Source organism: Verrucomicrobiota bacterium, from assembly GCA_016200005.1.
GTDB lineage: Bacteria > Verrucomicrobiota > Verrucomicrobiia > Limisphaerales > PALSA-1396 > PALSA-1396.
This window is the reverse complement of sequence record JACQFP010000054.1, coordinates 16,637-39,250: the sequence shown is the minus strand read 5'-3', so window position 1 is coordinate 39,250 and position 22,614 is coordinate 16,637. Positions and strand designations below refer to the sequence as shown.

General features: G+C 57.2%; 19 protein-coding genes. 13 read left to right on the top strand and 6 right to left on the bottom strand.

Translation table 11 applies throughout. The features are described from left to right. From HY298_19650 to HY298_19600, 11 genes are all read left to right on the top strand, one after another. The coding region (locus HY298_19650) for a hypothetical protein (protein MBI3852478.1) at window positions 1-147 on the top strand (147 nt) is incomplete at its 5' end. 43 nt (window positions 148-190) lie between these two features. Next, window positions 191-2,617, top strand: coding sequence for a DUF4038 domain-containing protein (locus HY298_19645; protein MBI3852477.1), 2,427 nt, complete (start codon window positions 191-193; stop codon window positions 2,615-2,617). Between the two features lie 141 nt (window positions 2,618-2,758). Beyond that, window positions 2,759-3,322, top strand: a complete 564-nt coding sequence (gene rfbC / locus HY298_19640) for a dTDP-4-dehydrorhamnose 3,5-epimerase (GenBank protein MBI3852476.1) — start codon at window positions 2,759-2,761, stop codon at window positions 3,320-3,322. 76 nt (window positions 3,323-3,398) lie between these two features. Beyond that, window positions 3,399-4,808, top strand: coding sequence for an NAD(P)-dependent oxidoreductase (locus HY298_19635; GenBank protein ID MBI3852475.1), 1,410 nt, complete (start codon window positions 3,399-3,401; stop codon window positions 4,806-4,808). A gap of 45 nt (window positions 4,809-4,853) precedes the next feature. Beyond that, window positions 4,854-5,636, top strand: coding sequence for a glucose-1-phosphate cytidylyltransferase (locus tag HY298_19630; protein ID MBI3852474.1), 783 nt, complete (start codon window positions 4,854-4,856; stop codon window positions 5,634-5,636). Further along, window positions 5,530-6,303, top strand: a complete 774-nt coding sequence (locus tag HY298_19625) for a PIG-L family deacetylase (GenBank protein MBI3852473.1) — start codon at window positions 5,530-5,532, stop codon at window positions 6,301-6,303. The genes HY298_19630 and HY298_19625 overlap by 107 nt, the downstream gene beginning before the upstream one ends. Window positions 6,304-6,541: 238 nt before the next feature. Continuing rightward, window positions 6,542-7,828: a nucleotide sugar dehydrogenase gene (locus HY298_19620; GenBank protein MBI3852472.1), complete on the top strand. Its 1,287-nt coding sequence runs from the start codon at window positions 6,542-6,544 to the stop codon at window positions 7,826-7,828. Between the two features lie 25 nt (window positions 7,829-7,853). Continuing rightward, entirely contained in the window at window positions 7,854-8,828 is a 975-nt protein-coding gene (locus HY298_19615) for a sugar nucleotide-binding protein (protein ID MBI3852471.1), read from the top strand. A gap of 67 nt (window positions 8,829-8,895) precedes the next feature. Next, complete coding sequence (locus tag HY298_19610; protein MBI3852470.1) at window positions 8,896-10,272, top strand: outer membrane beta-barrel protein; 1,377 nt, start codon at window positions 8,896-8,898, stop codon at window positions 10,270-10,272. A 57-nt stretch (window positions 10,273-10,329) separates the two neighbouring features. Further along, window positions 10,330-11,439: a DegT/DnrJ/EryC1/StrS family aminotransferase gene (locus HY298_19605; GenBank protein MBI3852469.1), complete on the top strand. Its 1,110-nt coding sequence runs from the start codon at window positions 10,330-10,332 to the stop codon at window positions 11,437-11,439. Between the two features lie 61 nt (window positions 11,440-11,500). Further along, complete coding sequence (locus tag HY298_19600) at window positions 11,501-12,475, top strand: sugar phosphate isomerase/epimerase (protein MBI3852468.1); 975 nt, start codon at window positions 11,501-11,503, stop codon at window positions 12,473-12,475. Window positions 12,476-12,566: 91 nt separating this feature from the next. Here the strand turns inward: HY298_19600 and HY298_19595 are convergent, their stop codons facing one another. Beyond that, entirely contained in the window at window positions 12,567-13,280 is a 714-nt protein-coding gene (locus HY298_19595; protein MBI3852467.1) for an SGNH/GDSL hydrolase family protein, read from the bottom strand. A 143-nt stretch (window positions 13,281-13,423) separates the two neighbouring features. On the opposite strand from HY298_19595, the gene HY298_19590 reads away from it, so the two are divergent. After that, window positions 13,424-14,818 carry a DUF1080 domain-containing protein gene (locus HY298_19590; protein ID MBI3852466.1) on the top strand — a complete coding sequence of 465 codons (1,395 nt, stop codon included), beginning with the start codon at window positions 13,424-13,426 and terminating at the stop codon, window positions 14,816-14,818. A 94-nt stretch (window positions 14,819-14,912) separates the two neighbouring features. Here the strand turns inward: HY298_19590 and HY298_19585 are convergent, their stop codons facing one another. Both HY298_19585 and HY298_19580 read right to left on the bottom strand, forming a co-directional pair. Further along, the gene (locus tag HY298_19585) at window positions 14,913-16,541 is read right to left on the bottom strand and encodes a hypothetical protein (GenBank protein ID MBI3852465.1); all 1,629 of its coding nucleotides are present in this window, start codon (window positions 16,539-16,541) and stop codon (window positions 14,913-14,915) included. A 109-nt stretch (window positions 16,542-16,650) separates the two neighbouring features. Then, window positions 16,651-17,208 (bottom strand): DNA-3-methyladenine glycosylase, encoded by a 558-nt coding sequence (locus tag HY298_19580; protein ID MBI3852464.1) that lies wholly within the window; start codon window positions 17,206-17,208, stop codon window positions 16,651-16,653. A 155-nt stretch (window positions 17,209-17,363) separates the two neighbouring features. Here HY298_19580 and mfd point away from each other — a divergent pair, with 155 nt between their 5' ends. Further along, a complete protein-coding gene (gene mfd / locus HY298_19575; GenBank protein ID MBI3852463.1) occupies window positions 17,364-20,930 on the top strand; it encodes a transcription-repair coupling factor in 3,567 nt (1,188 codons plus the stop codon). Between the two features lie 17 nt (window positions 20,931-20,947). On the opposite strand, the gene HY298_19570 is transcribed toward mfd, so the two are convergent. The 3 genes from HY298_19570 to fbp all read right to left on the bottom strand — a co-directional run bounded on the left by HY298_19570 (window position 20,948) and on the right by fbp (window position 22,612). Continuing rightward, a complete protein-coding gene (locus HY298_19570; GenBank protein ID MBI3852462.1) occupies window positions 20,948-21,202 on the bottom strand; it encodes a Txe/YoeB family addiction module toxin in 255 nt (84 codons plus the stop codon). Continuing rightward, entirely contained in the window at window positions 21,199-21,456 is a 258-nt protein-coding gene (locus tag HY298_19565) for a type II toxin-antitoxin system prevent-host-death family antitoxin (protein MBI3852461.1), read from the bottom strand. The genes HY298_19570 and HY298_19565 overlap by 4 nt, the downstream gene beginning before the upstream one ends. Window positions 21,457-21,628: 172 nt before the next feature. Then, on the bottom strand, window positions 21,629-22,612 hold the full coding sequence (fbp, locus tag HY298_19560; GenBank protein ID MBI3852460.1) for a class 1 fructose-bisphosphatase: 984 nt from the start codon (window positions 22,610-22,612) through the stop codon (window positions 21,629-21,631). Window positions 22,613-22,614 lie beyond the last annotated feature (2 nt).

Here is a 22,614-nt window from a genome sequence, read left to right as displayed (position 1 = left end):
GTGAGTTACGCTTTGGAAGCGTCCAGCGATTTGCTCAACTGGAGCAAACTGGATGTGCAGGACAATACGACAGGGTCCGTGGAGTTTGTGGACCAGGCTACGACCAATGCGGTGCGATTCTACCGTGCTGTGTCGATGCCCAAGTGACGTCTTTCGTTCTTCTGTTCGAAATGAGCAAAGGTGGCAAGACATGAGAGTGAGGCAACACATGCTGCTTTTCACGGCGGGCGTTTTGCTGTGCGTGACGAGCATCGCGGCCACCTTTCCGCTGAAGAAGAGCGCTAATGGACGATATTTGGTCGATCAGAAAAATGTGCCGTTTCCAATACTGGGGCGTACCGCCTGGTTCGTCATTTCGCTCACCAATACAGATTACCAAACCTTCATAACCGATAGCGTCTCACGAGGGTATAATTCGATCGAGATGCACGTCCTCGATCACGACCCCAGAGGGAACCAGCCGCCATTCAACGGAAATGGAGATCTGCCATTTTTAAAGCGGCTGGATGGTGCCAACTGGAGTGGAACCCTTGCCTATTCCGACATCAATAGCGAAGCACCCGATTTCAGTACGCCGAATGAGGCATACTGGAGTTACGTTGATTCCTTCCTGAACTATTGCGACTCCAAAGGTGTCGTCGTCTTTTTCTTTCCTTCCTATGTCGGCTACCAAGGTGCTGATCAGGGTTGGATGCAGGAAATGACAGCCAATGGTGCCGCTAAAATGAATGTCTATGGCGCGTTTCTTGCGAATCGCTATAAAAATCAAAAGAATCTGATATGGATGATGGGCGGGGACGACGGATCATTCACCACGGCTCAAGCCGACGTGGAAAATGCACTCTTGAGCGGCCTGACTAGCGTGCCCCAACAGCAATCCGTTTTTTTCAGCGCCGAGTGGGCCTCGGGAATGAACGCCACTGATCAGAGCCTTTTCGGTTCCTTGATGAGTCTGAATGGCGTTTACAACTGGGCTGGCGATGTGAGCAGCCAGGGTCGCCAGGCGTACAGCCACAGTCCTGTCGAGCCGGCGTTCCTGCTCGAAGAGCCGTATGATCAAGAAGGTCCGCCCCCAGATGGGAACGGTTACAACCCGAGTGCCACCCAGCCGGTGCGCCGTTTTCAATGGTGGGGATGGCTGAGTGCGATCGGCGGATATATTTCTGGCAACGGTTACGTTTGGCCCTTCAACGCGGGATGGCGCAGCCATCTCAACACCCAAGGCTCGCGTGATATGGGCCGGCTGAACGCATTCATCAACTCCGTCGCCTGGTTTGAACTGGTACCGTCAGGTCTTGCAGGAATGAGGACACTTGTCACTGCGGGTGGAGGCACGCCCGACAGTTCGGACTATGTCGCCGCTGCCGCGACCTCCACAGGAAGTTTATTAGTCGCGTATCTGCCGCCCGGCCGTGCGGGTAATATCACGGTTGACCTCACTGTCATGAGCGGGAGCGCACAAGCTCGTTGGTATGATCCAACCTCGGGAAACTATACGACCATCCCCGGTTCACCTTTGGCCAACACTGGTCCGTACTCCTTTACGCCACCCGGAAATAACAGCGTTGGCGATCGCGACTGGGTTCTGCTGCTCGAGACGACGATGAATTCATCCGCGCCGACTCGAGGCAGTTACAATGGTTTGTTCTACGAGGATAATGCGGTCCGGCAAAGCAGCTCAGGCTTCTTCACGTTATCAACGACTACGCAGGGGACATATTCGGGACGCCTGCAGATGGGAACCAGCCGCTATTCCATCAGCGGCCAGCTTGACGCGCAAGGCCAGGCTACGAACGTCATTCAGCGTCCGGGCGCCAGTCCGTTGACCGTGGAATTGCAAGGGGGCGAGGGCGATCAGGCCGATCAGATTCTTGGCCGCATCACCGACGGCACCTGGGTGTCTCCGCTCCTGGGTGAGCGGGTGGTGTTTGATTCCAAAACGTATCCCGCACCCTTCGCCGGCAGCTACACCCTGCTCATCCCACCCGACAACGATCCATCCGTTCCAGCGGGTGATGGTTTCGGCACCGTGCGTGTCAGTACCAGTGGTGCGGTGAGATTTGGCGGGGTACTGGCCGACGGTACCAAAGTCACTCAAGGCGTGTCGCTTTCCAAGAACGGCGACTGGCCCTTGTATGTTGCGCTCTATTCTGGCAAAGGCGCGATAGTAAGCTGGCTGAGGTTCACCAACCAATCCAACAGCGATCTTGATGGCAAGTTAAGTTGGATCAAGCCTGCGGGGGGCATTTCGCCGTTTTACCCGGCGGGTTTTACCAACGAGTGCGACGTGGTTGGTTCGGTTTATGTCCCGCCGGTTGGCGGCTCGGAAACCATTCTGAACCTGACGAATGCATTGGTGGAATTCACTGGGGGCAACCTTGCCGCAGACTTCACCAATTCGGTGACGCTGGCCGCCAACAACCGGCTCATCAACCAGAGCAGTAACCGGCTGACGATGAGTTTCTCTCTGCCCACCGGCACATTCAAAGGTGGCGTGACGGATCCGGCAAGCGCCAAGTCGATGAAGCTCAGTGGAGTAGTGTTGCAAAAAGCCAACATTGGCGGCGGCTTGCTGCTCGGCACCAACCAAAGCAGCCGGGTCGTGCTCACACAATGAGGGGCGGGAACTGTTGCTTGTTGTCTGCTCTTCGGCCACTCTACCGGGGTCTATGATCACACTGCATACCGTTAGATCCGTGGCGATACAGTTTTCCATTCCAATTCAGACAGATTCAACTTATCAAAGCGAACGACAATCATGATATTCACTGAGACGAAACTGAAGGGCGCCTTTATCATCGACCTCGAGCGGCGGGAGGACTCGCGCGGATTCTTCGCGCGCGCCTATTGTCAGAAGGAGTTTGAGGCGCATGGGTTGAAACCGATCATTGCACAGGCGAATGTCGCCTTTAACTTTAAGAAGGGAACATTACGCGGGATGCATTTCCAGTTTCCGCCCGCGGCGGAATCTAAACTCGTGCGTGCCACGCGCGGCGCGATTCTCGACATCATTGTTGACCTTCGCCCCGAAAGCCCGACCTACCTGCAGCACATTTCCGTCGAATTGAACGAGGACAATCACACTGCGCTTTATGTGCCTGAGCGTTTTGCCCACGGTTACCAGGCGCTGCGGGACGACACCGAAACCAGTTATCAAGTGGGCGAGTTCTATGCACCCGGCGCGGAGAGCGGTTTGATGTATAACGATCCGCGCCTGGGCCTCAAGTGGCCGCTGCCGGTTGCCGTGATTTCGGAGAAGGACCAGAAGTTCGGACTGCTGAAGGACATTGAGTCTGAAGTTAAACGGCGGATGACGATTTGAGCCATTCGCTCCAATGCTGCCGTCGATGTGATGGCAGCACTCACAGGTTTAATGTAGAGCATGAAGGAAACAAACAATGATCATCGTTGATAATGCATTGAAAGCCCGCCACGAGCAGGGCAAACCGATTCGCGTCGCGTTGCTGGGCGCCGGGTTCATGGCCCAAGGTCTGACCAACCAGATCGTCAACAGCGTTCCCGGCATGCGCATGGTTGCCATTTACTGTCGCAATCTCAAAAAGGCGTTTCATGTCTTCGAGTATTCAGGACTTAAGGACATCGTTGTCGCCACCACGCAGAGCCAGTTGGAAGATGCTCTCCGCGCCGGCAAAGCGGTGGTTACGGAAGACGCCTTTCTCCTGGCGCGGTCGGAACAAATCGACGTCTTGGTGGATGTGACAGGATCAGTTGAGTTCGGCGCGAACGTCGTGATCGAGGCGTTCAAGCATAAGAAAGACGTGGTGCTGATGAACGCCGAACTCGACGCTACCATCGGCCCAATTCTTCAAGTGCATGCCGCCAAATACGGCGCCATCATGTCGGCCTGCGACGGTGACGAGCCTGGGGTTCAGATGAATCTTTACCGCTGGGTCAAGGGACTTGGACTGACTCCGCGAGTCGTCGGTAACATCAAAGGCTTGCAAGATCCTTATCGCAATCCGACGACGCAAAAAGGCTTTGCTGAAAAGTGGGGACAGAATCCCGCCATGGTCACGAGTTTTGCCGACGGTTCGAAGATCAGCTTCGAGCAGACCATTGTGGCCAATGCCACCGGATTTGTGGTCAAGTCGCGCGGCATGTCCCGCGGGCTTGATTACAAGGATGACGTGATGAAGATCGGCAAACTGTATGACATCGACGATCTGCGCCGGCTCGGCGGCATTGTCGATTACGTGGTGGGCACGCCGCTGACGAAGGTTTATTGCCTCGCGGAGCATCCGGATCCCAAGCAGCAGCATTATCTGAATCTGTACAAGATGGGTGACGGGCCGCTTTACTCTTTTTTCATTCCGTACCATCTGGTGCACTTCGAGACGCCGATGTCCATCGCCCGTGTGGTCCTGTTCCGCGATTCACTGGCCAAGCCCTTGGGCGGCCCTGTCGTTGAAGTATGCGCGGTGGCGAAGCGCGACCTTAACTCCGGTGAGGTGCTCGACGATTACGGCAGGTACATGACTTACGGCGAAGCCGTGAATGTCGATGAGATGAGCCAGAATCGTTATTTGCCGGAAGGTTTGGTCGAAGGCTGCAAACTAATTCGGTCAGTCAAGAAGGACGCGGTCATCACTTATGACGACGTGGAACTGCCGCCCAATCGTCTGGCCGATCGGCTGCGGGCCGAGCAGTACCGACATTTTCGCGGCGAGACCTGGCTGGCCGATTTGATGGCGGGCTCGGTATCGGCGCGCGGCCAATCCAGTCACCGGCCGCAAACCGCCCAACCCAAGCGAGCGGAAGCGCTGACCGGCTCCGGGGTCTCCAAGTAATGCGGATAAGAACAAAGCACAAATTGAAATTGGAGAGAAACTAAGATGAAGGTGGTCCTTTTTTGCGGCGGGTTCGGCATGAGGATGCGCGAGTTTTCCGAGGCGGTCCCGAAGCCGATGGTGCCGATCGGCTATCGGCCCATTCTCTGGCACGTGATGAAGTATTACGCGCACTACGGCCACAAGGACTTCATCTTGTGTCTCGGATACAAGGCGGACGTCATCAAAAACTATTTCCTGGAATACAACGAGTGCCTGTCAAACGACTTCGTCCTCTCGAAAGGCGGGAAGGATCTGGAGCTGCTGAGCCGCGACATTGACGATTGGAAGATTACGTTTGTGGACACCGGGTTGACGTCCAACATCGGTCAGCGCCTGAAGGCCGTGCAAAAACATCTCCAAGGCGAAGCGATGTTTCTGGCCAATTACACGGACGGCCTTTCCGATGTCCAGATTCCCTTGGTCATCCGTTCCTTCGAACAAACTTCAAACATAGCTTGTTTTGTGGGAGTCAAACCGCGGGCCAGCTTCCACTTGATCAACAGTGACGCGGATGGAAGCGTGAAGAGCATTGAGCACGTGGCCAAATCCGGCGCGCGGATGAACGGCGGTTTCTTCGTTTTGCGGCAGGAGATTTTCAATTTCATGCAGGACGGTGAAGAGTTGGTGGAGGCGCCGTTCCGGCGTTTGATCAGCGAAGGCAAACTCATGACCCACCCGCATGAAGGCTACTGGGCGTGCATGGACACGTTCAAGGAGCGACAGGAACTGGAAGACGTGTTCAGCCGTGGCAACGCGCCGTGGGCTGTCTGGAATCATAAGCCTTGACGAAGGAAATGGCGTGATCGCGTTTAATTTGGATGGGGTGAGGCGGGTTCTGTGCCTGGGCGCGCACAGCGATGACATTGAGATCGGCTGCGGGGGGACGGTTCTCCGCCTGATCGAAGGCTCGGACAAGCTCGAGTTCTACTGGCTGGTCCTCAGCTCCAATCCGGCGCGAGCGAAGGAGGCGGAGCGCAGTGCGAACGCGTTCCTGCGCGGGGTGCGGCGGAAAACAGTTGTGGTGAAATCCTTCCGCGATGGTTTCCTGCCGTACATCGGCGCGCCAGTGAAGGACTGCTTCGAGGAACTCAAGAAAACCTTTGCGCCCGATGTCATCTTTACTCACTTCCGGCACGATTTGCACCAGGACCATCGCATGGTGTGCGAGTTGACTTGGAACACTTTTAGGAATCACCTCATTCTGGAATACGAGATCCCAAAGTATGATGCCGACTTGGGTTCGCCGAACTTCTTTGTGCCGCTGAGCGATGCCATCAGTCGTAAGAAGGTGAAATGGCTGATGCGCTACTTCGGCACGCAAAGGAGCAAGCAATGGTTTTCCGAGGACCTTTTCAACGGCCTGATGCGGGTTCGCGGCATCGAGGCTGCGTCACCGACGCGGTGCGCCGAGGCCTTCCATTGCCGGAAGTTGCTTCTCGGACAGGTGAAGTGAGAGAGATGATCGCCTGCGGTTGAATCAGCAAAGGTGGACTACGAGAGCAAGCCGGAAACACCAGTCAGGTAACCGGTCAGACTTCACTTGAGAGCGCTGCCTGCTTTACCGACAAAAACTTCCGTCGATCTGTTTACCAAATACTCACCATCTTTTCCCGAAGGATACAAGCGGACTGGAAAGCATTTTGGATCAAAATAAACCAGACACTGAATCAAAGAGAAAGGAACAAACAAAAATGAAGATTGCAATCATCGGTTTGGGTTACGTTGGACTGCCGCTTTCGCTGCAGTTCGCGCGTTCGGGAGTGACGGTTTTGGGACTGGACATCGATCCCGTCAAGGTTGAGGCGCTCAAGGCGGGACGGAGTTATATCAAACATATCCCTCCCGAGAGCATTGCGGAGGCGACGAACGCCGGCAAATTCAGCGCGTCCACCGACCTCAGACGAGTCCGGGAAGTCGAGGCAGTCATCATTTGCGTGCCCACGCCGCTGAACAAGAACCGCGAGCCGGATATCTCGTTCATTATTCAAACCGGCAAATCGATTGCGCCTCATCTGACAAAGGGGACGCTCGTGGTGCTGGAATCCACGACTTATCCGGGCACCACCGATGAAGACTTGCGCGAGGTGCTGGAAGCCGGGTCTGGAATGAATGCGGGTGTCGATTTTCACCTGGCGTTCTCGCCGGAGAGGGAGGATCCGGGCAATGTGCAGAGCAAGGTTCAAATGATTCCCAAAGTGATCGGTGGTTACACGCCGGCTTGCCTTGAACGCGCCAAGGCGCTTTATGGCCAGGCCATCAAAACGCTGGTCCCCGTCTCCTCCTGTCGGACCGCCGAAGCGACCAAGCTGCTGGAGAATATTTTTCGCAGTGTGAACATCGCCCTGGTGAATGAACTGAAGCTCGTGTACGGGGCCATGGGCATTGACATCTGGGAAGTGATTCAGGCGGCCAAGACAAAACCCTTCGGCTTCATGGCGTTTTATCCAGGACCGGGACTGGGTGGTCATTGTATCCCAATCGATCCATTTTATCTTACCTGGAAAGCCCGCGAGTATGGTCAAAACACCCGCTTCATCGAACTGGCAGGCGAGATTAACACCGCCATGCCAACCTATGTAATCAACCGGACGGCTGAAGCCCTAAACGCACAACGAAAATCGTTGAACGGAAGTCGGGTGTTGGTGCTCGGCCTGGCCTACAAGCCCAATGTGGATGATGATCGCGAGTCCCCCAGCTATGTTCTGATGGACCTCCTAGGAGAACGCGGTGCGGCGGTGTCCTATTACGATCCCTTCGTGCCGGTCGTGCGCCCGACGCGCGAGCATCCGCATTGGGCGGGCACCCGATCGGTGAGCTGGAACAGGGAAACACTGCAAAGTTTCGATGTCGTCATCATCGCCACCAACCATCAGTCGATTAACTATCAGGAACTGGCGGAGTGGTCGCCCTGCATCGTGGATACGCGCAATGCCCTGGCGGATGTGAAATCAAAGTCCGGCCAGGTTTGGAAGGCTTGAGCACAAGGTAAGAAGGATTTCCGTTATGATCCTGCTGTTGGGAGCGAGTGGTTACGTCGGTCAGGCTTTTGCAACCGAATTGCGCAGACGCCAATGGCCGTTCATTCCTTTGACTCGCCAGGCATTTGATTACACCAACTTTGATCTTTTGTTCGATTATGTTCGCAAGACGCAGCCTGAGTTTATCATCAATGCTGCGGGTTACATGGGGAAACCCAATGTGGACGCCTGCGAAGTGGCGCGCGAGCAAACTCTCTGCGCCAATGTTCTGCTGCCGAAAGTCATCGCGCGCGTGTGTCTGATGACCAACACGCCCTGGGGACACGTCTCTTCAGGTTATATTTACGCGGGCGCAAAGCTGGTGCATGACGGCAGACCCTCAACTGAAACAAACCTCAACCAGTCCGAATTGCGACGGCTCTTTGCCGAGCATCCTGAAAAAATCCGCGGTTTTACCGAATGGGATGAACCGAATTATTCGTCCCAGAGTGCGCCCTGGAGTTTTTACAGTGGTACCAAGGCGCTGGCTGAAAAGGCGATCCAAGCAATGGGCCAAAGCTTCATCTGGCGGCCCGGCATTCCGTTCAACGAGCGGGACGAACCGCGCAATTTTTTGTCGAAGCTTCAGCATTGCGCCAGGGTTTATGACGGAGTGAACTCGATTTCACACCTGGGAGACTTTGTCCGGGCAGCACTGGAACTCTGGGAGCGCAATGCGCCGTTCGGTATCTACAATGTTACCAACCCCGGAGTCCTTACAACGCGGCAGGTGGTTGAAATGATTCAACGCATCCTCAAGCCGGATCATCACTTCGAATTCTCGGGGGATGGCGAAGGGCATTGGGGCGCGGGGGCCAAAGCGCCGTGGTCCAACTGTATTCTCGATGTTTCCAAGATGCTGGCCACCGGCGTGCGGATGCGTTCTGCCCGGGAAGCCGTGGAGGACGCCCTGCGCAAATGGCGCGCGGCGACGCCGGCATTGGAGCTGCGTTGGAATTGATGCCCGATCAGGAAACTCCTTGCTTACCGTGCTCAGGTTTGAAACAACGGGGGACCAACTTGTCATTATGAACCTTCAAAATCAGATCCGCCTGGTTGCCCGGAGAAGGAGTTTCGGGATTGAGTTGATAACCGTGCTGCTCCTCTTGATGGCCATGGCCCAGCCCGCACCGGCGCAACAAGTGCTCAGCCCGGGATCCCTGTCACCGGCCGTGCCGCCGGCGCTGCAACAATTGCAATCCGGCGTTACGGACATGTTGTCACCGCCGGGCACCACTCCCGGTGGCGGGCCGGGGACCTCGGAGTTTCGGTGGGGACCGGTCCAAACCAACGAGATGGACGTGTTCGCTCCGGCGGGGACCGCGGCAAGCGGTGAAAAAGCAGACCAACCATTTAAGTGGGGACCGCTGACCCTCCGGCCGCACTTGCTGTACCGATTTCTCTATGCCGATGGAATCCTGGCCACGACCAACAAGCCCGTGATCACCGTCATCCACGAACTCGCGCCGGGGTTTCTGCTGGAGATCGGCAGCCATTGGAAACTTGATTACACGCCTACTTGGAGATTTTATTCGAGGACAAACTTCCAGGACACCCTCGATCATAATGTCATCTTGACGGGCGGCACGACGTTTGAAGACTGGGTGTTTGGACTTTCGCAAGGTTTCACTCGCTCCTCCGCGCCGCTCATCGAAACCGGTACCCAGACCGCCCAGGACACCTATTCCACCGGGATCAACGGCTCCTATCGCATGAACAGCAAAATGTCGCTGGATCTGGGCCTCAGCCAGGTTTTCAGAGATGCTCAGGATTTTCAAAGCTCGCGCGAATGGGCAACGCTGGATTGGCTTAATTATCAATTCTTTCCGCGTCTCAACATCGCCATCGGCGCCGGTTTTGGTTTTGTTGATGTGGAGACTGGCCCCGATATGACGTATGAGCAATTGCAGGGGCGGATCAATTGGCGGGCTACTGACAAGCTGAGTTTTCAACTGCGCGCTGGTGCAGAAGACCGTCAGTTTCATGTCGGGGGAGCGAGTGACGTGATCAATCCAGTTTTTGGTGCCGCCGTTGAATACATGCCGTTTGAGGTGACAAAAATTTCCCTGCGCGCAGAACGCACCGTGTCCGCCTCCTATTTCGCGAATGAGGTGGTCGAGAACACCTCCGTGGGCGCGAATCTGAACCAACGTCTGTTCAAGAAAATTTACGCCGACCTGGGCGGCGAGTACCACACCGTCAAGTATGTCGGTTCCACCGCCAGCAGCTCCAACCTCCGCACCGACGATTATTACGCGTTGAACGCGCGATTGAGTTACTTGTTCCTGAAGCGTGGATCACTGGCAGCCTTCTACCAATATAGCCGCAACGACTCCTCCCCCGCCTCCTCCGGGTTTTCATATTTGAGCCGGCAAGTCGGAGTCGAACTCGGATATCGATACTAGTGATTGTTTTGTCACGACATTCTCCCTTACCCATCACGCTGCTACTTTGCCATCATCATGAATCAACCCATCCCTTATCTCGATCTGCCGGCGCAACTGCGACCCTTGCGCAAAGAACTCGATGCCGTCATCGCCAAAACCTTGGACAACTGCTCGTTTTGTCTCGGCCCGGATGTCGCCCAATTTGAGCGCGACTTCGCCCGCTACTGCGGGGCGCAACATGCGGTTGGTTTCAACAGCGGCACTTCGGCGCTTCATGTGGCGATGCGGCTGCTAAACATCGGCCCGGGTGACGAAGTCATCACCACCCCTCACACCTTCGTGGCGACGAGTTGGGCGATCTCTTATGTCGGCGCCCGCCCGATCTTCGTGGACATTGACGATCAGACCTTCACCTTGGATCCCACACGGGTCGAGCGAGCCATTACCCCGCGCACCAAGGCCATCATGCCAGTCCATTTGTATGGGCATCCTTGCGATCTGGATCCCTTGCTGGCGATCTGCCGCAAACGCGGCCTGTCGTTGGTAGAAGATGCCTGTCAGTCTCACGGCGCCAAATATCGGGGCAAAACCGTCGGAACATTCGGAGCGCTGGCCGGCTTCAGTTTTTATCCTGGAAAAAACCTGGGCGCCTGCGGCGAAGGCGGCGCCTTGGTGACAAACGACGAAGCACATGCCGCCCGCGCCCGTTCGTTACGCGAACATGGTTCCACTCAGCGTTACTATCACGACGAGATCGGGTTCAATTATCGAATGGAAGGAATTCAAGGCGCGGTTCTTGGGGTGAAGCTGAAGCGCCTGGAACAATGGACACAGGGACGCCGGCGCGTGGCGCAGCGGTATCACGAGTTGCTCGCGGACACGCCGCTGCAATTGCCGCGGGAAGCGGATTACGCGGAGAGCGTGTACCATCTCTACGTCGTGCGTCACCCGCGTCGTGATGAACTGAAGAAACATCTGGAGGCTCACAAAATTGGCTGTGCTCTGCATTATCCGGTACCGCTCCACCTTCAAAAATGTTATGGTTCGCTCGGCCACCGCGCCGGTGATTTTCCCGTGGTGGAAAAGGCGGCGCGCGAATGTCTGAGCCTGCCGATCTATCCGGAACTGACAGAGGAACAGATCCAGCAGGTCGCGATGGTAATTCATGACTTTTTCAAAGCGTGAAACTTGCCAGGGTTCTTCTTGTGAAAACAAAAACCAATCAGACTGATTCTCCATCAAATCTATGGCTGCCAAATCGGACGAAATCTCCCGACGTCAGGCGGTGACGCGCGCGGGCGTGTTGGTCGGCGCAACCCTCATCAGTGGTTGTCAAACGACCGTGCAACCTGAATCCAGACCGGCCCTTGCCAATGCGAGCGCCGGTTTTTTGTTTTGTCTGAATTCGGCCACCATCCGCGGACAGAAACTGGGGATCGTCAAAGAAATCGAGGTCGCGGCTCAGGCCGGTTATCAAGCCATCGAGCCGTGGGTCGATTCCATCGCGGCTTACCAGAAGCAGGGTGGTTCGTTGCCAGATTTAAAACGGCGGATCGCCGATCTTGGGCTTACGGTGGAAAGCGCAATCGCCTTCCCGCAATGGATCGTGGATGACGAGGCCAAGCGCGCGAAGGGCCTGGAGCAGGCGAAAGTGGAAATGGATTTGGTGGCGCAAATCGGTGCCAAACGATTGGCCGCGCCGCCGGCTGGCGCAACTGATTTGCCGCGACTGGATTTGCTGAAAGCTGCAGAACGTTACCGCGCGTTGCTGGAAGCGGGCGATCAGCTCGGCGTCGTGCCGCAACTTGAACTGTGGGGGTTCTCAAAGAATCTCAATCGGCTGGGCGAATGCGCATGTGTGGCCATCGAAACCGGCCATCCCAAGGCTTGCGTGCTGGTGGATGTTTATCATCTTTACAAAGGCGGCTCAGATTTTCACGGCCTTGGACTGCTCGGGAAGAACGCAGTTCAAGTCCTGCACATGAACGATTACCCCGCCGACCCGCCGCGCGAACGCATCGACGACAGTTATCGCGTTTATCCCGGTGACGGCGTTGCCCCTGTGACGGAGATTCTCCGCTTGTTGCATTCGGCGGGCGGACAAACCGTGTTGTCCCTCGAGTTGTTCAATCGGAAACTTTGGGCAATGGACGCTTTGGAGGTCGCAAGAGCAGGTCTGGACAAGATGAAGTTGGCGGTGAACAAGGCACTCGGTCGTTGATCGAAGCCCGGCTTGGTTCGCGGGCGCGAGGCACGGCGAACCATCCAGACCACCCGTTTCCGCGCGGGAGTTTCTCCCTTCACGGGCGGAGCTATTGGCTCTTTCCGGGTAAAACAGACTCAATGATTGCGGTCACTGATTTCGCGAGCACGACTGAACCTTCCGGATTAAAGTGAACGTTTACCGGTAGCTGGATTTCTGCCAACCGAGGTAACGCGAAACTGTAGAGGTCGTCGATGGCAATCTGATTCTCGTCCATCACGTTCTTGGCGATAGTATTGTAAACCGGCACATCGGCAGAACGGCGCTTTACGCCGAGTTTCTCCTCCGGCTGCGGCACCGGCGTGGTGCTGGCCCAGATCAATTTTGCACCCGTCGCCTTCAACTGGCGCACCAGTTCACGCAAATTTTTCTCGTAAACTTCCGGCGCCACCTGCCGCTCGCCGTCCGGCATGATCCTCAAATCATGCAATCCCCAATTGAAATGAATCACATCCCATTTGCTGTCGCCCAGCCATTGCCGCAAGTTCACCAAGCCGTTGGTCGTCGGCCCGCCGATATCCGGAATGCTGTGAACATTGGCCTTACCCTTCAGCAGAGTTCGCACGGGCACGGTGTAACAAATAGAGATGGAATCACCGATGAGCAAAACTCGCGGAAGTCTTGGATCGTCGGTGACCGGTTCGAAGGCCGGATCTTTTGCTGCGGGCTGGTTCGCATCCCGTGGTGCAATTTGTTTGGGCTGTCCGAAGCTCGACAGGATGGATGTAACGAGCGCCAAAGCAGTGAATGTCGCGATTCTCATTCGAACGGCTGAGTTTTTGATGCGTGCAGATTACGGTCAGGTTCAAAGCACGACAAGTCGAAACAGGTTGAGAGTCGCCATTGTCTTCGGCGAAGGAGCAGATTTGCCAACGGCCTCAAGGTGTGGTCTGATGCCGTCAAAGCATGAGATACATTTTCCGCATTCGATGGATGCTGCTCACTTTTCTTTGCGGCAATGCAATTGGCGCGGATGAGTTGCCCATGCGCGCCACCGAAGGCGCGGACGGTTTCGTGTCCCTCTTTGATGGCCGCTCGCTATCAAGCTGGGAAACGCCGGATCCAAGTTACTGGTCGGTCGAGGAAGGCGCCATCACGGGCCGCATCTCCAAGGAACATCCCTGCACGGTGAACCAGTATCTCGTCTGGCGAGGCGGTGAGTTGGCGGACTTCGAGCTTAAACTCAAATCGCGCATCAACGGCGAAGGCGGCATCAACAACGGTTTTCAGTTTCGCAGCCGGCTCCTGCCCGATCACGACATCTGCGGCTATCAGGTCGATAACAATCTCCAGACGCCGTGGCTCGCGCGGCTGTATGATGAGTTTGGACGTCACACGCTCGCCTGGCGCGGGGAACGCGCCGTCTTCGACACGGAAGGCAATCGCACCGTGACGAAAATTGCCGATGCGGAAGGCGACGCATGGTTTCGCCTCGGAGACTGGCATGAGTATCACCTGACTTGCGTCAGCAACCGGATTACGCTTCGGATCAATGGCCGGCTGGCCGCCGAAGTGGAGGACAACGACCCGCGACGACACGAATTGCAGGGTGTGCTGGCGCTCCAACTCCACAGTGGTCCAACGACGGTGGCGCAGTTCAAGGACATCCGCCTCAAAGTGCTCAAGCCGGCCACGAAAGCAGCCGAATCTGCCGCATCCCCCGCCGGGCAAAAACGTGTGGCGTTACAGCGCGAAGCGGTGGCTTGGTGGTCGTTGGACACCGGCGGGCACGGTGCGCGACCGCGCTTGCAACACATCCCCGGCTGGGAAAAGTTCGAACTGAATGTGCGCGCCGCCGGGCCTGGCGCGCACCCCGGCGCGAACGTGGTGTTGCTGCACGGCGCGTATTTAGACGCCGGACCGGATCTGCACGCCGGAGATACCCAACTCACCGTCTTTCTCCGCGCGCGAGATCCCAGCGGCGTGTGGAACGCAGCGCTGTTTGGCAAGGGTGGAGGCGGGAACGATGTCTATTTCAACCTGTCCAGCATGAATCTTGTTGGCAAACCGAGCACGGAGATTGGATTCGAGACGGAGATTGGATTCGAGATTAAGACCGAGCGAGGATATGCGAGGGTCAGCTTTCCGCTTTCACAGATCGAAACCAAAGCATGGCATGACCTCGCCGGCCGCTACGATGGCAAGACGCTGGAACTTTTCTGTGACGGTCGCCGCATGGCCGGCAAGCCATGGAGCGGCAAACTTATTATGAATCGCGAACCCATGCTAATTGGAGCACAAGCAGGTTCAGGAAGGATCGTGCGGCATTTCGAAGGCGAACTGGAAGAAGCGGCGCTGTAGTCACGCGCGCTCACCTATGACGAGCTCACGGAGTTAAGTCGGACGCCATAGTGAACGCCGCGCGACTCGCTCACGTCGCTCCCGACGCCGAGACTCAGAGGGTTTTGAGGTATTCAATCAGTTCCCGCTTCTGATCAGCCGAAATGTCGGTGCCGTAGTCATGCCCCAAGTTGGAATTGCCGGGACCAGTCGTGTCGAGGACATAAGCGCCTTCATCGGAATAACCCATCTGCGCGGCATCAAAGACGCGCGAACCGCGATGGAACGTTTTCGCGCGCCCGACGGGCGGGGTGAGTAATTCCTGCATCGTCCGCACGGAGCCGTTGTGCAAGTAAGGTGATCGTGCCCAAACGCCAGCCAGGCCGGGCGACCAATATTTTTGCGTGCTGCGCAAAGGCGGCGGTTGCGGCGGTTGGTAGCCGGCAATCTGGAGTTGGGCGAAGAACTGGTTGAATCCCTCCGCTACCGCCGGCGTGAAAATTCTGGCGCGATTCGGATCGGATTGAATCTCTGTCAGCAAATGGAGTCGCCGATCAGTCTGCGGCCCCTCGTGGCACGAGGCGCAACGGGCTCCGTAGGTTTTTGCTCCGCGCTCTGCGGCCGCGCGGTCAATCGTCCACGGGTACCGCGGTGGTCGGATGACTTCCGAAAGGGCGGTGTGGCGTTGGAGATTGGCGAAATCCAGGACGCCGTGATGTTCGATGAGCGGCGCGCCGAGGCCGAGCGAAGCCGCCAGATTACGGATGATAGGCGAGCGGGTGTTCGAATCGAAATGCACCCACGTGCGCTGGTCTTCGTTCCAGACGATGCCAAACTTCACGGGCGCAGGTTCGGTCACGACGCCGAGCAGCGAGTAGGAGAGGATGCGCCAGGGATCGTTGCGACCCGGTCCGTTCGGTGGCGCAGGCGGCGGCGGTTGATCGGGAATGTGCAATGCCGCGCGCATGTTGTGGAAAAGCTTCAGCGTCGAGTGCGCCAGGCCAGACAAGTCCATGCCCGTTGAAAGCAGTTTGTAGTTGATGCGCAATTCGTCACCGCTGATTTGATGGAGCAGCGCGCCGGGCCGCAAGTCCTTTGAACCGGTTGGGTCGGCGGAGATTGCGGCGATAATTTGTTGCTCCTGCTGCTGCCACTCTTTCACGAACAATGCCTGCCCTTTGTCGCCGCTCTGTGGGTCGTTCACTGCCAGACAAGCCGCGAGAAACTTTTTCATGTTGCCCGGATCAGCAGTGCGGAACGTGGAGAGAATCACCGAACCAAAAAATGCTTCCGCATCGAAGTGACTCGTCACCCCCAGCACGCGCATCGGCGCGCCGCCGGCCGCGGGGATGACTTCGCCAACGTGACAGACGGCGCAGTTCACACCCACCGCCGACAATCCACCGAGATGTGGCACGCGTTTCCGGCTGAAACCCACCGGCCAACCAAATTGGTTATCAGGAATCGCGCCGAGGTGACTCAAGTCGGTGCTCGGAAACAAATCAGGATAGGCGCGCATGAATGCGCGCAGCACGGTTTCGGGCACAACCTCCGTGCTCATCGAGCCGTGCAGAAAAAAATCCAGGTCCGCGCGCGACCAAGTCGGCACTTGCGCCATGGCAAATCCAGCTGGCACTAACTTCGACTGGCGAGCGGGATGTTCCTTCGTGAAAGTGGTGCAAGAGATCAACCCGAGCAGAACCGGGAGAACAGTTGGAATCCAAAAGTTTTGTTTGGGTTTCATGCGGAAACACATTTTAAGCGCACTGTTCCAGGTTGTAAAGTCCCGCAAGCCGCGCGCACGCTTGCATCGCCCTGCGCCAAAAACTTTCCATTCTCGTCCCCCGAATAAACTATGCCCGCGAGACGAACGGATTGCCCTTGATGTAAAACCGCAAATGCCGCCTGGCCCAGTGCTTGGCGTAATCCACGCCCACGCGCGGTCGCTTGACGATCAACAGGGGTTCCATCTTCGACGGCGCGGCGATGTAGAAATGGTCGCTGAGCAGGTCATGCGCGTTTAGTCCCTTGTCGATGTGCATTGCCCGGCAAAGCAGGCCCGGGCCTTGCGTCCGGCTCTCGACATTTTTCACTGGTTCAATCGCCCGCAGCAACACGGCGGACGCGTGACCTTCGCGTTCGGTCACCACGTTCATGCAATGATACATCCCGTAGATCAGATATACGTAGGCGTGACCCGGCGGACCGAACATCACTTTCGTTCGTTCGGTCCTTCCCCTGGCCGAATGCGCCGCGAGATCATGCGGTCCGAGGTACGCCTCAACCTCCACAATCCTGCCGACACGTTCGACGTCCTGCGACCTGTGAACCAGATACTTTCCGAGCAATTCCCTCGCGACCACAATGGTGTCCCGGTCATAAAATGAGCGCGGCAGTTTTTGCGAAAACATACTTCCATCTCCCACCAACTGCGCACACTGCGTCAAGTGGTTTGTCGGGGCTGCTGGCTACCGCAAACTCCGTCCTGTGCATCGAGCGCCAGCCAGGGCCGACGATCACGTGCCAATCTTGACGTTCCGGCAACCGGCTGCGACCTTCCCAACGCTTGGCGTTAGACAAATCCACGACGGCGACGGGCAGCCTGTTCGCCGCCGTTGCGCAAACTCCCGCTGTGCAAACCCTGGCGCAGCGACTGGAGGAGGGCGGCGCATTGTCTTGTGCCGGCGTCAGCCCAGCCGCCCAGCCATTCTTCGCGGTTCTGTTACGAAACTTATTCCCGCAACGCCCCATCGTCGTCGTCGTTGACGGTTTGAAAACGCAGGAAAGTTTTCAGCAGGACATCGAGACATGGTTGAAATCCGAAATCCGAAACCCGAAATCCGAGGTCCCAACCTCTCAACCCTCAACCCTCAATCCTCAACCCCTCTTCTTTCCCGCGTGGGAAATTCTGCCGCATGAAGGCAAGCTGCCGCACGCGGATGTCATCAGCGAACGCTTGGAAACCCTCGTTGCGCTGGCCGGGCAATATGAGATTGGTAATCTCAAATCTCAAATCGTCGTCACCAGTGTTACTGCTCTGCTGCAAAAAACGTTCCCGGTGGACGAATTGAAAAGCCGCACGAGCATGCTGGTGCGCGGCGACCGCATCGACCCGCTCGATTTGATCGATTGGCTGGAGGAGCAAGGTTACGAGCCGGAAGCGCAGGTGACGCAAAAGGGTGAAATTGCTTTGCGCGGCGGCATTCTGGATGTCTATCCCCTCTCCAGCCCGTGGCCGGTGCGGCTGGAATTTTTCGGCGATGAATTGGAATCGCTGCGCCACTTTGATCCGCTTACACAACTGTCGCGGGCGGAAATCGTGTCTGTCACTTTGCCTCCGGGCGGGGAGTTGGGAATTCTTAAGCGAGGAATCTTGGATTCAAAATCCCAATCCTCAACCCTCAACCCTCAACTCTCAACCTTGTTGGACTACCTGCCGCGCGAAACCATTTTTGTCCTTTGTGAGCCGGAGCAGTTGACATTGCGCGCGGATGAATACGCCCGGCAAGCTCCGGCGGACGATCCGTTTTTCATCCGGTGGGCGAACATTCTCGCCGACCTCGACTCGCGCGGCATGACGCGATTGGAAGTGAGCGAGGGCGACGGTGTTGTTGGAGTTCAAGCTTCAGCTTGCTCCCCGGACATGCTGAAGCGTGAACTCCAACAAGACCAGGAGATCGGTTCTCCACTCTTCGCTTCACTCGACGCCTTTCGCCCGCTGGGTGAACGTGTGCCCGAGCCACAAATCGCCGACGCGCAACGCCGCGAGTTCTTCGCGCAACTCCATCGTTGGTTGCGCCAGGGCTTCGCCGTCCACGTCTTCTGCAACAACGAAGGCGAGCGGCAACGCTTCACGGAGATATGGGAGGAAGTGAGTCCAAGATCGAAAGCCCAAAGTTCAAAGCCGCCCGAAGGCGAACAACTTTGGACTTTGGACCCTGGACTTCGGACTCATCTCGGCACGCTCACGCGCGGTTTCATTTGCGAAGCCGGCAAGCTCGTGGTCGTCACCGACGCAGAAATCTTCGGACGCTACAAAGTCCAGCGTCCGCGTCGGCTCAAGTCCGCGCACGCCATCGCCGCCCGCTCCGCGCTCGACATTGATTTCACGGAGCTGGAAGTAGGCGATTACGTTGTTCATCTCCAACACGGCATCGGGCGGTATCTCGGATTGAAATCGCTGCCCGTGAGCGTTGGTAGTCCGAAATCCGAAACCGAATGTTTGGTGATCGAATTCGCTCCGAACAATCATGGCGACGAATCACCGAAACTATACGTGCCCGTCTCCGAGGCGCATCTCGTCAGCAAATACGTCGGCGCGGGCAAGGCGCGACCGCCACTCAACACGCTCACCGGCACGCGTTGGGCGAAAGCCAAAGCTCACGCCGAGCGGGCTGTGCGCGACGTCGCCAGCGAGTTGCTCGCGATTCAGGCCGCGCGCGAGTTGCAGCCGGGTCACGCGTTCGCGTCCGATGTTCCCTGGCAGCGCGAATTTGAGAGTGCGTTCATTTACGAGGAAACACCCGACCAGATGCGCGCCATCGTCGAAACCAAGTCCGATATGGAACGCGCCAAGCCGATGGACCGCTTGATCTGCGGCGACGTCGGCTTCGGCAAAACGGAAGTCGCCATCCGCGCCGCCTTCAAGGCCGTGATGGATGGCAAACAAGTCGCCGTGCTCGTGCCGACGACCGTGCTGGCACAGCAGCATTTCAATGTCTTTCGCGAGCGGATGGCGGATTATCCGGTGCGGATCGAGTTGCTCTCGCGCTTCCGCAGCCGCCGCGCACAACAACGCGTCGTGAAGGATCTGGCTGCGGGTTCCGTGGACATCGTCATCGGCACGCATCGGTTGGTGCAGGACGATATTCTGTTCAAGGACCTGGGGCTGGTGGTCATCGACGAGGAACAGCGCTTCGGCGTCTTGCATAAGGAGAAGTTCAAGCTCCTGCGCCGGCTCGTCGATGTGCTCACGCTCACCGCCACACCGATTCCACGCACGCTTTACCTCGCGCTCACCGGTGCGCGCGACATGAGCACCATTGAGACGCCGCCGCAGGACCGGTTGCCGGTGCAAACCATCGTCACGCCATACGACGAGCGCACCATCCGCGACGCGATCCAGCGCGAGTTGAACCGCGGCGGCCAGGTGTTCTTCCTGCACAATCGCGTGCTGACCATTGACACCATGGCGCAGAAACTCCGCACCCTTCTGCCACACGCGCGCATCGTGGTGGGCCACGGCCAGATGCACAGCGACGACCTGGAAGAAGTGATGACGCAATTCGTGAATGGCGAAGCCGACGTGCTGCTCTCGACCACGATCATTGAAAGCGGCCTCGATATCCCGAACGCGAACACCATCATCATTGACCGCGCCGACCGATTCGGATTGAGCGATCTTTACCAATTGCGCGGGCGCGTGGGCCGCTACAAACATCAAGCATACGCCTATCTCCTGATCCCGCGTCACGCCGGGCTCTTGAGCGACGCCCGCAAACGCATCAGCGCCCTGAAACAATACTCGACACTGGGCAGCGGTTTCAAAATCGCCATGCGCGACCTGGAAATCCGCGGCGCGGGCAATTTGCTCGGCGCAGAACAAAGCGGTCACATCACGGCGGTGGGCTTCGAGCTTTACTGCCAGTTGCTCAAACAGAGTGTCGCGTCGCTCAAGGGTGAAAAGGTCAAACCGCGCGTGGAGGTTCATGTGGCGTTGGATTTTCTGGGGATGGAAGACGTGCCAGGTGAAACGGGCTCCGCGAATTACGCATCGCGTTTCACGTTTCACGCTTCACTGCCTCACCACTACGTCCCCGAACCGCAGCACCGCATCGAGATTTACCGCAAGCTCGCCCAAGCCACGGACAAATCCGCGCTCGGCGCATTACTAAAGGAACTCCGCGACCGTTTTGGTCCGTTGCCACCGCCGGTTGAGTTGTTGCTGCAAACCGCCGAATTGAAAATCCTCGCCGCCGAAAAAGCCGTGACCACCATCGAAGTCAAGGAAGGCAAACTGATGCTGACGCGCCACCGCGATTTCATCACGCTCGGCGGCAAGTTCCCCCGCTTGACCAAGACGGACGCCACAGCGCGGTTGAAGGAGATCAAGAGGTTGCTGCTTGCGATTTGATTAACAGCAGAGGCGTTTCAATAATGGTATCGCAATTGCGCCAGCAGCGGATGGTTGCCTTCGACCTTGTAGACCATCCGGTGTTCTCCATTGATGCGGCGCGACCAATAACCCGCCAGCGCGAAACGCAACGGCTCCGGCTTGCCAATGCCGGAGAAGGGATTCCGCGTCGCGTCCTTGATCAATTCGTGGATGCGCCGCGTGATTTGTTTGTCGGTCTGCTGCCAATGAAGATAATCCTCCCACGCCTGTTCCGCGAAGACGAGCTTCATGCCTCCAGGTCAATTTTACGCTGGCGTCCCTTGCCTTTTTCCAGGCCGTCAATGGCCGACAGGAGCCGGCGGGCGTTGGCCGGGCTGCGGAGCAGATAGGCGGTTTCTTCCAACTGCTCGTAATCCGCCAGCGAAAGCATCACGACCGACTGGTCGCGGTTGCGTGTGATGATGATGGGTGAACGGTCGCGGCAGACCTTGTCCATCGTGGCGGCCAGCCCTTCGCGGGCGGCGGTATAAGTGATCGCCTTCATACATGGACAGCATAATGTCCAGATGCGCCTGCCGTCAACGGAGATTTCATCGCACTTGGCGGCAAGTTTCCGCGCCTGATAAAGAGGGATGCCAAGGCGCGGTTGAAGGAAATCAAGAAGTTGCTGCTGGCCATTTGAGTTCGGCGCGCCTGCTGACTAACGGCGCGCAATTTCACGGTTTCCAAAACGATTGCACGCGCGCGACTTCGTCCTTGCTACCGATGATGAGCGGAGTGCGTTCGTGCATGGCCTTGGGCTTGATGTTGAGGATGCGCTGCTTGCCGTCGGTCGCAGCGCCGCCGGCCTGCTCGGCGATGAACGCAAGCGGGTTGGCTTCGTAAAGCAGGCGCAATTTTCCCGATGGTGATTTTCTCGTCGGCGGATACAGGAACACGCCGCCGCGAATCAGCGTGCGATGAAAATCCGCCACGAGCGAGCCGATGTAACGCAGACTGTAATTGGCATCCTCCGTTTTCACCCAATCCAGATATTGTTGGATGCCTTCGGGAAAACTTCGGCGGTAAGCCTCGTTGACGCTGTAAGTGCGTGCCGCAGTGGGCATTTTCACGTCCTCCTGCGCCAGCACAAACGCGCCTATGGCCGGGTCGAGCGTGAACATGTGCACGCCGTGACCGGCAGTGTACGCGAGCACCGTACTGCTGCCATAGACCACGTAGCCTGCCGCGACCTGCCGATGACCTGGTTGCAAAACGTCTGCCATCACGTCGGGGTGATCGGCTTTTGGTCGATGGAGAATCGAGAAGATCGTGCCGATGGAAACGTTTGCGTTGATGTTGCTCGAACCGTCGAGCGGATCGAACAGCACGATGTATTTGCCGGCCTCGCCGGAGTCTTTGATGAGGTGCGGTTCGTCCTCTTCCTCGGAAACGAGGAGGCCGACGTTGCCGCGATAGCCGAGACAGCGCACGAGCGTTTCGTTGGCGATTTCATCGAGCTTCTGCACTTCCTCGCCCTGCACGTTCACACGACCGGCCTCGCCAATGATTTCGAGCAGCCCGGCGCGGTGGATATGCGAGGCGATGATTTTGGTGGCCAGCGTGATGCCGGAGAGCAGCCAACTGAATTCAGCGGTCGCGTGCGGGTTGCGGTCCTTGCGGTCAAGGAAATGGCGCTCGACGGTTTTGATGATGGGCAAAT